At 60.4% G+C, this 13093-nt stretch carries 9 protein-coding genes and 1 pseudogene; 9 read left to right on the top strand and 1 reads right to left on the bottom strand.

The window, feature by feature from the left end; all coding sequences use genetic code 11:
- From ACVWYU_RS29505 to ACVWYU_RS29480, 6 genes and pseudogenes are all read left to right on the top strand, one after another.
- A pseudogene (locus ACVWYU_RS29505) lies at positions 1-1403 on the top strand (toxin VasX); the annotation flags it as partial.
- Positions 1400-2347, top strand: coding sequence for a hypothetical protein (locus ACVWYU_RS29500; RefSeq protein ID WP_457374367.1), 948 nt, complete (start codon positions 1400-1402; stop codon positions 2345-2347). The pseudogene ACVWYU_RS29505 and the gene ACVWYU_RS29500, both read left to right, overlap by 4 nt.
- Positions 2347-2643 (top strand): hypothetical protein, encoded by a 297-nt coding sequence (locus ACVWYU_RS29495; RefSeq protein WP_457374366.1) that lies wholly within the window; start codon positions 2347-2349, stop codon positions 2641-2643. Before ACVWYU_RS29500 ends, ACVWYU_RS29495 begins: the two co-directional genes overlap by 1 nt.
- On the top strand, positions 2640-3566 hold the full coding sequence (locus ACVWYU_RS29490) for a hypothetical protein (protein WP_457374365.1): 927 nt from the start codon (positions 2640-2642) through the stop codon (positions 3564-3566). The genes ACVWYU_RS29495 and ACVWYU_RS29490 overlap by 4 nt, the downstream gene beginning before the upstream one ends.
- Positions 3566-3862 (top strand): hypothetical protein, encoded by a 297-nt coding sequence (locus ACVWYU_RS29485; protein ID WP_390958326.1) that lies wholly within the window; start codon positions 3566-3568, stop codon positions 3860-3862. The genes ACVWYU_RS29490 and ACVWYU_RS29485 overlap by 1 nt, the downstream gene beginning before the upstream one ends.
- Positions 3859-4791: a hypothetical protein gene (locus tag ACVWYU_RS29480; protein ID WP_457374364.1), complete on the top strand. Its 933-nt coding sequence runs from the start codon at positions 3859-3861 to the stop codon at positions 4789-4791. The genes ACVWYU_RS29485 and ACVWYU_RS29480 overlap by 4 nt, the downstream gene beginning before the upstream one ends.
- Positions 4792-4886: 95 nt before the next feature.
- On the opposite strand, the gene ACVWYU_RS29475 is transcribed toward ACVWYU_RS29480, so the two are convergent.
- Positions 4887-5780 carry a DMT family transporter gene (locus ACVWYU_RS29475; RefSeq protein WP_457374363.1) on the bottom strand — a complete coding sequence of 298 codons (894 nt, stop codon included), beginning with the start codon at positions 5778-5780 and terminating at the stop codon, positions 4887-4889.
- A 177-nt stretch (positions 5781-5957) separates the two neighbouring features.
- On the opposite strand from ACVWYU_RS29475, the gene aceK reads away from it, so the two are divergent.
- The 3 genes from aceK (at position 5958) to ACVWYU_RS29460 (ending at position 13081) form a co-directional block, all read left to right on the top strand.
- Positions 5958-7676, top strand: a complete 1719-nt coding sequence (gene aceK / locus ACVWYU_RS29470; RefSeq protein WP_248915766.1) for a bifunctional isocitrate dehydrogenase kinase/phosphatase — start codon at positions 5958-5960, stop codon at positions 7674-7676.
- Between the two features lie 123 nt (positions 7677-7799).
- Positions 7800-11711 carry an ATP-dependent RNA helicase HrpA gene (gene hrpA / locus ACVWYU_RS29465; protein ID WP_457374362.1) on the top strand — a complete coding sequence of 1304 codons (3912 nt, stop codon included), beginning with the start codon at positions 7800-7802 and terminating at the stop codon, positions 11709-11711.
- 248 nt (positions 11712-11959) lie between these two features.
- The gene (locus ACVWYU_RS29460) at positions 11960-13081 is read left to right on the top strand and encodes a beta-ketoacyl-ACP synthase III (protein ID WP_457374361.1); all 1122 of its coding nucleotides are present in this window, start codon (positions 11960-11962) and stop codon (positions 13079-13081) included.
- Positions 13082-13093: the final 12 nt, after the last annotated feature.

Genomic DNA, 13093 nt, shown 5'->3' with positions numbered 1-13093 from the left:
TGGGCAACGACACGCGCTTGCAGATTGTCACCGAGGCGGGCCGGTCAGTGGCGAAGCTGGTGGGCCAGCAGGCCGAAGCGCTGGGCCACTGGGCCCGGGCGACCGGCAAGGCCATTGGCGCCGGGCAGATGGGGTGGATTACCCAATCGCCAGTGGTGGTCAACAGCGGTGGGGTGGTGCCGTTGGCGGCGTTGTTGTTGAACGTGGTCAATGCAAATAACTATTTGAGTCAGGCCGGGGTGTTGGAGGGGATGGACAGCCGACGGGTCAATGACACGATTTCGGCGACGTTGTATGCGGGGGCGGCGTTGGTGGCGGTGGTTGATAGTCAGGTGCGGAAGGGGTTGGGGCGGGATCGATTTCACTTCTATGGCTCAGCGGCACCTGCACTTACTCTGTTTGGTGGAATGATTGGTGCACTTTCTACTGGCGCAGCAATAAACGAATTTCAATCCCTGCAAAAACAATTGGAAAACGCCCAAAACCGAGTCGATCCGTGGCTGGAGATGCGCCAAACCGTGGTCGGTGGACAAATAGCGACCTTCGGCACTCAAGCGCTGTTAGGGTTTGGCTACACCGCTCGTGCCCTGGCAGGGTCAATTACCGTCGATGTCGCCATCTTGCGTTACACGCTGTACATGGGACCGTTGAACTGGCTGATTCTCATGCTGGGCGTATTGCACCTGATCACCAGCCTCCTGCAGCAAACCCCGCTGCAAAACTTCCTGAACCGCTGCTGCTGGTCAAAGGCGCGGGCCAAGGATCGGCAGCCTATCCCGCCCAAGGCCCAGCAGGATGAACTCGACCGGCTTTACTTCATCCTCTATGCGCCGCGGGTCAGCATGGAAAGCAACGTGAAGTCCAACCATGGTAATGGCCCTTCCCGCCTCGAGTACTTCAGTTCCATCAATCACCTGACCCTCGACTTGCCAGGTGCTGAGCCCGACAGTGTCTACCTGGAACTGAGCATGGTCGGTGATCCGGTGGATACTCAGGACTACCGCGACCTGATCAAAAACAGCCGTACCGGCCATTTCAAACTACCGCGTCGCTGGCGCGACCTGACACCGCACTGGCTTGCCAGCAGCGCCTGCCAGTGGATACCGTTCAAGGAAGGCCAGGGCCTGCGCCTGAACGGCCCGTTCAACACGGTGAACAATGTCCTGAGCTCCCAACCCGCCACCGTTTCCCTGCGTGTGCGCTATCGCACGCCATTGACCGCCATGCTTGGCGCCCAACGCTTCATCGGCGGCGAGCGAGGGCTGGCCTTTACCCTGAATGACTCCACGGGCGTGATCGCACTGTGGGCGGACCCGACGCCTGAGCTGGATCGGGTTCCGAACTACCCGCTCGGCGAGGGCAACCCCGGTGCGATTTACCTGCAACCCAAGGGCAAACGATGAGCACGCCACCGGCAGGCACCACGAAAAAACGGCTGCTTTCGCGCAATGACTACCTGGCGCCGCTGCCCATCCCCACGGGTAGAAAACCCTCCGATGTGCTCAACGTCATCTGGCGCAAAAACGAGGTGTTTTTGGATGTTGGCAACTACAGCATCGGCTCTGCGGTGATGGTGTTGTGGCCGGGGGTGATGTTGTTTTTATCTCTGGCTTATGGACTCAGAAATATTTCACCTGAACTGAGCACCTTTACTCTTATCGGGGGAGGGGTGATCACTGGTATCCCAGCCATTTTTATAATCCAAGGCCTCTTCCGCGAAGTCCCGCTCCCCGTGCGCTTCAACCGCCAACGCCGAGAGGTCTGCGTCCCGCGCGACGATGGCGAATACTGGATCGTCCCCTGGGAAACCGTGACCGCCGCCGCCACCCAGCAGTCGTCGGTGAGTCAGGCTGGTCGAGCCATGATGGGTTTGTTGATCATTGGTTTCGAAAATCCGGACCCGCAGGCCAGCGAAGACAACAAGCACTATTCATTGGGTTTCAACTGCGGCGGCGGCACCACAGCGATGGCGTTGTGGGAGTGCATGCGCAGTTACATGGAGATCGGGCCAGAAGCTGTCGAGGATCAGACGGCACGTTTCGACTGGTCTAAAGGGATATGGGCGACCTATCTGGACGATCTTGTAAAAGCCGCGAAATTGCGAGGCTGGCCTTTAACCCTCTTGTGGGAAGGGTTCTGCGGGATCTTCATTTTCAACACGCTGCTGATCGACGTGCTGGAACGCTGGAAACTGAATCCACCGCCCGACCTGTCCTATCCCGACATCATCGAATGGTCAAAACCCTTGCCTCCCGAGCAATGGGCCAAACGCTCCCCTGAACTGGAAGCCGCCATCGCCGAACGCGAGGCGGAACTGGCCGTGCAGGCGGAGCGGGAGTTGGCGTGATGGCGCATACCCAGGGCCTGCGCCTGAGCGGCCCGTTCAACACGGTTAACAATGTTCTGAGCTCCCAACCCGCCACGGTGTCCCTGCGTGTGCGCTATCGCACGCCATTGATCGCCATGCTTGGCGCCCAACGCTTCATCGGCGGCGAGCGAGGGCTGGCCTTTACCCTGAATCACTCAACGGGCGTGATCGCACTCTGGGCGGACCCGACGCCTGAGCTGGATCGGGTACCGAACTACCCGCTCGGCGAGGGCAACCCCGGTGCGATTTACCTGCAACCCAAGGACAAACGATGAGCACGCCACCGGCAGGCAGCACGAAAAAACGGCTGCTTTCGCGCAATGACTACCTGGCGCCGTTGCCCATCCCCACGGGTAGAAAACCCTCCGATGTGCTCAACGTCATCTGGCGCAAAAACGAGGTGTTTTTGGATGTTGGCAACTACAGCATCGGCTCTGCGGTGATGGTGATGTGGCCGTCTCTGATGGTGTTTTTGCTGATGGGTTACATCACACCTGAGCCTGGAATGATTTGGATTGCGGCATTAATCATCATCGGCATTCCTTCAATGATCTTGATCCATGGTCTCTTCCGCGAAGTCCCCTTACCCGTGCGCTTCAACCGCCAACGCCGAGAGGTCTGCGTCCCGCGCGACGATGGCGAATACTGGATCGTCCCGTGGGAAACCGTGACCGCCGCCGCCACCCAGCAGTCGTCGGTCAGTCAGGCTGGTCGAGCCTCGATGGGTTTGTTGATCATTGGTTTCGAAAATCCGGACCCGCAGGCCAGCGAAGACAACAAGCACTATTCATTGGGTTTCAATTGCGGCGGCGGCACCACGGCGATGGCGTTGTGGGAGTGTATGCGTAGCTACATGGAGGTTGGTCCGGAAGCCGCACCGGAGGCTGCAGCGCTTAACTCCGGCGCCAACCTGCGTTACTACATCGACTACCTGAACGATAAAGCCAAAGAGCGCGGCTGGTTTTTAACAGTGCTGTGGGAAGGAATATTCGGCATATTTATCTTCAACGCTCCACTCGCCACCTACCTGCAAAGGAAAAAGCTGTACCCGCCGCCCGACCTGCCCTATCCCGACATCATCGAATGGTCAAAACCCCTGCCTCCCGAGCAGTGGGCCAAACGCTCCCCTGAACTGGAAGCCGCCATCGCCGAACGCGAGGCCGAACTGGCCGCGCAGGCGGAGCGGGAGTTGGCGTGATGGCGCATACCCAGGGCCTGCGCCTGAGCGGCCCGTTCAACACACTGAACAATGTCCTTAGCTCCCAACCCGCCACCGTTTCCCTGCGTGTGCGCTATCGCACGCCATTGACCGCCATGCTTGGCGCCCAACGTTTCATCGGCGGCGAGCGGGGGCTGGCCTTTACCCTGAATCACTCAACGGGCGTGATCGCACTCTGGGCGGACCCGACGCCTGAGCTGGATCGGGTACCGAACTACCCGCTCGGCGAAGGCAACCCCGGCGCGATTTACCTGCAACCCAAGGGCAAACGATGAGCACGCCACCGGCAGGCACCACGAAAAAACGGCTGCTTTCGCGCAATGACTACCTGGCGCCGCTCCCCCTACCTACCGGAGAAAAACCGCAGGACGTGCTTAACACCATCTGGCGCAAGAACGAGGTGTTTTTGGACATTGGCAGCTACAGCATCGGCTCGGCGGTGATGGTGATGTGGCCGTCTCTGATGGTGTTTTTGCTGATGGGTTACATCACACCTGAGCCTGGAATGATTTGGATTGCGGCATTAATCATCATTGGCATTCCTTCAATGATCTTGATCCATGGTCTCTTCCGCGAAGTCCCCTTACCCGTGCGCTTCAACCGCCAACGCCGAGAAGTCTGCGTCCCGCGCGACGATGGCGAGTACTGGATCGTCCCGTGGGAAGCCGTGACCGCCGCTGCCACCCAGCAGTCGTCGGTGAGTCAGGCTGGTCGAGCCACCATGGGTCTGTTGATCATCGGTTTCGAAAATCCGGACCCGCAGGCCCGGGAAGACAACAAGCATTTTTCACTGGGCTTCAACTGCGGCGGCGGGACCACGGCGATGGCGTTGTGGGAGTGCATGCGCAGTTACATGGAGATCGGGCCAGAGGCTGTCGAGGATCAGACGGCACGTTTCGACTGGTCTAAGGGAATATGGGCGACCTATCTGGACGATCTTGTAAAAGCCGCGAAATTGCGAGGCTGGCCTTTAACCCTCTTGTGGGAAGGTTTCTGTGGGATCTTTATTTTCAACACGCTGCTGATCGACGTGCTGGAACGCTGGAAACTGAATCCACCGCCCGACCTGTCCTATCCCGACATCATCGAATGGTCAAAACCCTTGCCTCCCGAGCAATGGGCCAAACGCTCCCCGGAACTGGAGGTCGCCATCGCCGAACGCGAGGCCGAACTGGCCGCACGGGCGGAGCGGGAGTTGACGTGATGGCGCATACCCAGGGCCTGCGCCTGAGCGGCCCGTTCAACACACCCGAGATCATCGAATGGTCAAATCGATGGCTTACTCGGCCGCCACAAAAATCACCGGGCAACCAGCCTGGTCCGCTTCAACACCAACCACAACGCTGCCGCAATCAGCACCCCGCCATAAACATGCGCCATCGACAGCGGCTCATCGAGGAACAGCGCACCCCACAACACACCGAACAGCGGAATCAGGAAGGTCGTGGTCATCGATTTCACCGGGCCGATCGAGCTCAGCAAGCGGAAGTAAATAATGTACGCAAACGCCGTGCAGCCCAGGCCTAACCCCAGCAAGGACAGCCAGACACTCCAGCCACCCCAGCTCGCCGGTGGGTGGCTGATCACGCTATAACCGAACAGCGGCAGCAGGAACAAGGTCGCGCCGAGCATGCTGCCCAGTGCCGACAAGCGGCTGTCGAGACCGCCCGCGTGATCGAGCCAGCGGCGGGCCAGGAATCCGGCAAATCCGTAGCAAGTGGTCGCGAGCAGGCAGGCGACGGCGCCCATCAGCAGTTCCATATCGAACGCCACCGGACCGGCACGGGTCAGCACGCCGACACCGAACAGCCCCAGGAACACGCCGCCGAGCTTGGCGCCAGTGAGCCTTTCATGGAAAAACAGGCCGCCGATCAGCACGCCCATCAAGGGCGTTGTGGCATTGAAGATCGACGAATAGCCGGCCGGCAGTACCTGTGCGGCCACCGAGTAGAGCGTCGCCGGAATCCCGGAGTTGATCACCCCGAGCAGCATCACGGTCTTGAGCTTGCCTTTGAAATCCCAGCTGATGCGCATCAGGCCGAGAATCACCAGTAGTCCGGCAGCGGCGATCGATACACGGAAAAAAGCGGTAGGAATGCTGCCGATCACCGGGGCGATGATGCGCATGAACAGAAAGCTCGCACCCCAAATGGCTGCCAGTGACAGCAAACGAAATGTATCGACGGGGTTCACGGCGCTCTCCTTCTTGAATCGGGACGAGAGTGTTGCCGAGCGCCCGATCGATGGCAACCGAAAAACGGGCATGCAACTTTCAAGGGGGGCGATCACGCGACCGCGAAAATTACGCTTCTCCTGCACCCGCTTCACTGGCTAAGCTCAGGCTTCCCGAATTCCCGCAGAGGTCTCACCATGCCGCAGCAATGGCCAGCCGCCGACATCGCCCGTTTGATCCTCGATGGCTTTGACGATTACCGCGAGCATTTCCGCCAGATCACCGATGGCGCCAGGGCCCGTTTCGAGCAGGCCCAATGGCAGGAGACGCAAATTGCCTCGGCGGCGCGGATCAATCTGTACGAAGAAAAAGTCAGCGAAACGGTGGAACGCCTGCGCACGGCGTTTGATACCGACACGCTCGACGTCAGTTGCTGGCCGCTGGTGAAAAGCGCCTACATCAGCCTGATCGACCTGCGTTTCGACGACGAGCTGTCCGAGACCTGGTACAACTCGATTTTCTGTGGGCTGTTCAGCCATGACCTGATCAGCGACGGTTGCATGTTCATCCACACCACCCGGCCGAGCCTGCGCCGGGCTCGCGCCGCGCAAACCCGTACCTACAAACCCCATGGCCAGTTGTCGGGCATGCTGGCGAGCATCTTTGCCGATTACCGCTTCAGCGAGGATTACGCCGACCTGCACGGCGACCTGCGCCGACTCGAGGCGCAACTGCGCGAGAACCTGCCGGACTGGGTCTGCAAGGACCCGGAGCTGAGCGTCGAGCTGTTTTCCTCGGTGCTTTACCGCAATAAAGGCGCGTACCTGGTGGGACGCATCTACACCGCCGATGAACAATGGCCATTGGCAATTCCGCTGCTGCATCGCGAGGGCCATGGTATCCAGATCGATGCGCTGATCACCGACGAGGCGGACGTGTCGATCATCTTCTCGTTCACCCGTTCGTATTTCATGGTCGATGTACCGGTGCCGGCAGAGTTCATCGGCTTCCTCAAGCGCATCCTGCCGGGCAAGCACATTGCCGAGCTGTACACCTCGATCGGTTTCTACAAGCACGGCAAGTCCGAGTTCTATCGGGCATTGATCAACCACCTGGCCAACACCGACGACCAGTTCATCATGGCCCCCGGCGTGCGCGGCATGGTCATGAGCGTGTTCACCCTGCCGGGCTTCAACACGGTGTTCAAGATCATCAAGGACCGGTTCTCGCCGTCGAAAAACGTCGACCGCGCCACGGTGATCGAGAAGTACCGGCTGGTGAAAAGCGTCGACCGCGTCGGGCGCATGGCCGATACCCAGGAGTTCGCCGACTTCCGTTTCCCTTTGAGCAAGTTTGAGCCGGCGTGCCTGGAAGAACTGCTGGAGGTCGCGCCGTCCACGGTGTCGGTGGAAGGTGACACGGTGCTGATCCGCCACTGCTGGACCGAACGGCGCATGACCCCGTTGAACCTGTACCTGGAAAACGCCAACGAGGCCCAGGTGCGCGAAGCCCTGGAAGATTACGGCCTGGCGATCAAACAACTGGCGGCGGCCAACATTTTTCCCGGGGACATGCTGCTGAAAAACTTCGGCGTCACCCGACACGGTCGGGTGGTGTTTTACGATTACGACGAGATCTGTTTCCTGACCGAAGCCAACTTCCGCCATATTCCGGCGCCGCGCACTCCCGAGGACGAAATGGCCTCCGAACCCTGGTATTCCATCGGGCCGCTGGATGTATTCCCGGAGGAGTTTCCGCCGTTTTTGTTTGCCGATTCGGGGCAGCGCAAGTTGTTCAATCAACTGCATGGTGAGCTGTACAACGCCGATTACTGGAAGGGGCTGCAAGAGGCGATTCGGGCGGGCAAAGTGATTGATGTGTTTCCATATCGACGTAAAGGCCTGGATAACGAGTAACCCTCCGTCAGACGCGAAATTCTTTAGGAGCCGGCAAGCCGGCTCCTACAAGGGATCTCGTTCAACCTTTAAATCTGCGACAATCCCCGCCCTGCGCCACTAGACGACTGAATTGCGTACCCGATGACCGACGAATCGCCCTCCATCGACAAATTGCTGAAAAACCTCGATCACGCCATGCTCGCCGACCGCCACCGGTTGCGGCGGCAGTTGCTTGAGCTGCGCAAGAAACCCGACGAGGCCAAGCTGGCCCAGTGGGTGACCCGCATGCAGGCGTCCTGTGATCAGGTGCTGGCGCGCAAGGCCAGCCTGCCGGTGATTCGTTACGACGACAGCCTGCCGATCGCCGCCAAGCGCGATGAAATCAAGGAAGCGTTGCTCAAGCATCAGGTGCTGATCATTGCCGGCGAAACCGGCTCGGGCAAAACCACCCAGCTGCCGAAGATCTGCCTGGAAATCGGTCGCGGCCAGCACGGTTTGATCGGCCACACCCAACCGCGCCGAATCGCCGCGCGCAGCGTGGCCAGCCGCGTCGCCGAGGAATTGGGCACGCCATTGGGGGCGCTGGTCGGTTATCAGGTGCGGTTCGAGGACCAGAGCGATGCCAATACCCTGATCAAACTGATGACCGACGGCATCCTGCTGGCGGAAACCCAGAACGACCGTTATCTGGAACGCTACGACACGATCATCGTCGACGAAGCCCACGAACGCAGTCTCAACATCGACTTTCTGCTCGGTTACCTGAAAACCCTGCTGCCGCGTCGCCCGGACCTGAAAGTCATCATCACCTCGGCGACCATCGACCTGGAGCGCTTTTCCAGGCACTTCGACGATGCACCGATTGTCGAAGTGTCCGGTCGTACCTTCCCGGTGGACACCTGGTATCGCCCGCTGACCCTGGAGCAGGACGAAGAGGGCAACCGTGTCGAGGACGACTTGACCGTCGATCAGGCGATCCTCGCCACCCTCGATGAAATCGCCGCCTACGAACGCAGCGAACGCCGCAGTCCTGGCGACGTGCTGGTGTTCTTGCCCGGCGAGCGGGAAATTCGCGACGCCGCCGACATGCTGCGCAAGGCCCAGCTCAAGCACACCGAGATTCTGCCGCTGTACGCACGCCTGTCACCGGCCGAGCAGCAGCGGATTTTCCAGTCGCACCCCGGCCGTCGCGTGGTCCTGGCCACCAACGTCGCGGAAACCTCGCTGACGGTGCCGGGCATTCGCTACGTGATCGACAGCGGCACCGCGCGCATCAGCCGCTACAGCTACCGTGCCAAGGTCCAGCGCCTGCCCATCGAAGCCATTTCCCAGGCCAGCGCCAACCAGCGCAAGGGCCGTTGCGGTCGGGTCGAGCCGGGCATTTGCGTGCGTCTGTACAGCGAAGAGGATTTTTTCGGGCGTCCGGAGTTCACCGATCCGGAGATCCTGCGGACCAACCTCGCTGCGGTCATTTTGCAGATGCTGCATCTGCGCCTCGGCGAGGTCACCGCGTTTCCGTTTATCGAACCGCCCGATGGCAAGGCCATCAGCGACGGTTACAACCTGCTGCAAGAACTCTCGGCGGTGGACCGCAACAGCCAGCTGACCCCGCTTGGTCGCCAGTTGGCACGATTGCCGGTGGACCCGCGCATGGGCCGCATGTTGCTCGAGGCGGCCAAGCTCGGCAGCTTGCAGGAAGTGCTGATCGTTGCCAGCGCCATGTCGATCCAGGACCCGCGCGAACGTCCGCCGGAGCGTCAGCAGGCTGCGGATCAGGCCCACGCGCAATGGAAAGACGCCGACTCGGACTTCGCCGGACTGGTCAATCTGTGGCGTGGTTTCGAAGAACAGCGCCAGGCACTGACCGCCAGCCCGCTGCGTAACTGGTGTCGCAAGAATTTCCTGAATTACCTGCGCCTGCGCGAATGGCGTGATTCCCATCGCCAGTTGAGTCTGATCTGCCGCGACATGCAGCTGAGCCTCAACAAAGAGCCGGCGGACTATCCGAAATTGCATAAAGCCGTACTGGTGGGCCTGCTCAGCCAGATCGGCCAGAAAACCGAAGACGGCGACTACCTGGGCGCCCGCCAGCGACGCTTCTGGATTCACCCATCATCGGGTATCGGCAAGAAGCGCCCGCAATGGCTGATGACCGCCGAACTGGTGGAAACCACCAAGCTCTACGCGCGCATGGTGGCCAAGATCGACGCCGACTGGATCGAGCCGCTGGCCGGACACCTGATCAAGAAAAACCACTTCGAACCCCATTGGGAGAAGAAGCGCGGACAGGTCGTGGCGTTCGAACAGATCACCCTGTTCGGGCTGATCGTGGTCGGTCGCCGGCCGGTGCATTACGGCCCGGTCGACCCGGTGGTGTCCCGTGAACTGTTTATCCGTGAAGCGCTGGTGCGCGGCGAGATTCAGTCCAGGGCCAAGTGCCTGACAGCGAACAAGCAGTTGCTGGAACAACTCGACGAACTGGAAGCCAAGGCCCGCCGTCGCGATATCCTCGCCGATGAAGAAACCCTGTTCGCGTTCTATGACGCGCGACTGCCGGCGGAGATCCATCAGACTGCGACCTTCGACAGCTGGTACCGCATCAACAGCCAGAAAAACCCGCAGCTGCTGATCATGCGCGAAGAGGACGTGCTGGCCCGCGAGGCCAGTGAAGTCACCGCCCAGCACTATCCGGACACCCTGCACATCGGTGATCTGGAGCTGGCGCTGAGTTACCACTTCGAGCCGAACCATCCGCGCGACGGCGTGACCCTGCGCGTGCCGGCGCCGCTGTTGCCGATGCTGCCACCGGAACGCCTGGAGTGGCTGGTGCCGGGTGTGATCGAAGCCAAATGCATTGCCCTGGTGCGTAACCTGCCCAAGGCGTTGCGCAAGAATTTCGTGCCGGTGCCGGACTTCATCAAGGCGGCCTTGCAGCGCATGACCTTCGCCGAGGGCTCGTTGCCCCAGGCGTTGGGCCGCGAGCTGTTGCGCATGACCGGTGCTCGCGTCAGTGATGAGGCCTGGGCCGAGGCGGCGCAGCAGGTCGAAAGCCATTTGCGCATGAACCTGGAAATCGTCGACGCCCAGGGCAAGTTCCTCGGTGAAGGCCGTGATCTGGCTGAGCTCACCGCGCGTTTTGCCGAGGCCAGCCAGGCCGCGTTGGCCGTACCGCAAACCGCGAAAAGCCAGCAACCGGTCGAGCCCAAGGTGTTTGCCGCGGTCGCCGAGAAAACCCAGCAGAAGATCGCCGGGCTGTCGATGACGGTGTATCCGGCGCTGGTGGAAGAGGCGGGCACGGTCAAGGAAGGGCGCTTCTCGACGCCGGCCGAAGCCGAGTTCCAGCATCGTCGGGCCTTGCAGCGTCTACTGATGCAGCAACTGGCGGAACCTGCGAAGTTCCTGCGCGGCAAGTTGCCGGGGTTGACCGAACTGGGGTTGATGTACCGCGACATGGGCCGTGTCGAGAGCCTGGTGGAAGACATCCTGCTGGCCAGTCTCGACAGCTGCATCCTCGAAGGCGAAGACCCGTTGCCCCGTGACGGTGCCGCGCTCGCGTCGCTGGCCGAGCGCAAGCGCGGGGCCTGGTCCGAGCACGCGGAGCGCCTGGCGAAGCTGACCCTGGAAATTCTCAAGCTCTGGCATGGCCTGCAAAAGCGCTTCAAGGGCAAGATCGACCTGGCGCAAGCCGTGGCCCTCAACGACATCAAGCAACAGCTCAGCCATCTGGTGTATCCGGGGTTTGTCCGGGAAACGCCGATGCAATGGCTCAAGGAGTTGCCGCGTTATCTGAAAGCGGTCGAGCAGCGTTTCGAGAAAATCGGCGCTCAGGTGCAGCGGGATCGGGTCTGGAGCGGCGAATTGTCCGGCCTCTGGACGCAATACCAGACCCGCGCGAACAAGCACGCCCAGGAGGGCAAGCGCGATCCGCAACTGGAGCTGTATCGCTGGTGGCTGGAGGAATACCGGGTTTCGCTGTTCGCCCAACAGTTGGGAACCAAGGTGCCGATTTCCGACAAACGCTTGAACAAGCAGTGGAGTCAGGTCGAGCCCTGACCCCCCACCCCCTGTGGGAGCAGGCTCGCTCCCACAAGAGGTACCTTTACTCTCGCCAATGACGCCAAAACCCAAGGTTTATGGCAAACTTCGCGCCTATAAACGCCGGCCCCGCGGTTTTGAGCCTTCAGGTTCAGGCGGTACGGAATAAAGCGATGCCAGGTTTGCTTCCTGTGACCGAAACAATCCCTTTGTGTATTGGTACGGCGGTACCAATACTTTCTGCCTGAACAGATAGAGACACGACCATGCATAACGTCGTCATCAGCGGCACCGGCCTGTACACCCCGGCCAACAGCATCTCCAACGAAGAGCTGGTGCAGTCTTTCAATACCTACGTGGCGCAATTCAACGCCGACAACGCCGACGCCATCGCGCGTGGTGAAGTCGAAGCATTGACCGAGTCCAGCGTAGCGTTTATCGAAAAAGCTTCAGGCATCAAAAGCCGCTTTGTCATGGACAAGGAAGGCATCCTCGATCCACAACGCATGGCACCACGCCTGCCGGAACGCTCGAACGATGAATGGTCGGTGCTCTGCCAGATGGCCATCGGCGCCGCTGAACAAGCGTTGCAACGCGCGGGTAAAACCGCTGCAGACATCGACGGCGTGATCGTCGCCTGCTCCAACCTGCAACGCGCTTACCCGGCGATTGCGATCGAAGTCCAGGAAGCGCTGGGCATCCAGGGCTTCGGTTTCGACATGAATGTGGCGTGTTCTTCGGCGACCTTCGGTATCCAGACCGCCGCCAACAGCATCCAGGTAGGCCAGGCCCGGGCGATCCTGATGGTCAACCCGGAAGTCTGCACCGGTCACCTCAATTTCCGCGACCGCGACAGCCACTTCATCTTCGGCGACGCCGCGACCGCCGTGATCATCGAGCGTGCCGACCTGGCGACTTCCAAGTACCAGTTCGACATTGTCAGCACCAAGCTGCTGACCAAGTTCTCCAACAACATCCGCAACAACTTCGGTTTCCTCAACCGCGCTGCGGAAGAGGGCATTGGTGCCAGGGACAAATTGTTCGTCCAGGAAGGTCGCAAGGTGTTCCGTGATGTTTGCCCGATGGTGGCCGAGCTGGTTGCGACCCACCTGGAAGAGAACGCGCTGAACGTCAGTGATGTGAAGCGCTTCTGGCTGCACCAGGCCAACCTGAGCATGAACCACTTGATCGTCAAGAAATTGCTCGGTCGTGACGCGACCGAGCAGGAAGCGCCGGTGATTCTCGACACTTATGCCAACACCAGCTCCGCAGGTTCCGTGATTGCGTTTCACAAGAATCAGGACGACCTGCCCGCCGGTTCGCTGGCGGTGCTCAGCTCGTTCGGCGCCGGTTACTCGATCGGCAGCGTGATTCTGCGCAAGCGCTGAGTCCAGCGGTTC

It is taken from the genome of Pseudomonas sp. TE12234 (genome assembly GCF_054061835.1).
Note: the sequence above shows the minus strand (reverse complement) of the source record. Positions and strands in the feature narration are given on the sequence as shown.

Coding starts and splice junctions, on each gene's coding strand:
- hrpA (WP_457374362.1), top strand. CDS start 7,800: ATGACCGACGAATCGCCCTCCATCGACAAATTGCTGAAAAACCTCGAT.
- ACVWYU_RS29495 (WP_457374366.1), top strand. CDS start 2,347: ATGGCGCATACCCAGGGCCTGCGCCTGAGCGGCCCGTTCAACACGGTT.
- ACVWYU_RS29460 (WP_457374361.1), top strand. CDS start 11,960: ATGCATAACGTCGTCATCAGCGGCACCGGCCTGTACACCCCGGCCAAC.
- ACVWYU_RS29500 (WP_457374367.1), top strand. CDS start 1,400: ATGAGCACGCCACCGGCAGGCACCACGAAAAAACGGCTGCTTTCGCGC.
- ACVWYU_RS29485 (WP_390958326.1), top strand. CDS start 3,566: ATGGCGCATACCCAGGGCCTGCGCCTGAGCGGCCCGTTCAACACACTG.
- ACVWYU_RS29480 (WP_457374364.1), top strand. CDS start 3,859: ATGAGCACGCCACCGGCAGGCACCACGAAAAAACGGCTGCTTTCGCGC.
- ACVWYU_RS29490 (WP_457374365.1), top strand. CDS start 2,640: ATGAGCACGCCACCGGCAGGCAGCACGAAAAAACGGCTGCTTTCGCGC.
- aceK (WP_248915766.1), top strand. CDS start 5,958: ATGCCGCAGCAATGGCCAGCCGCCGACATCGCCCGTTTGATCCTCGAT.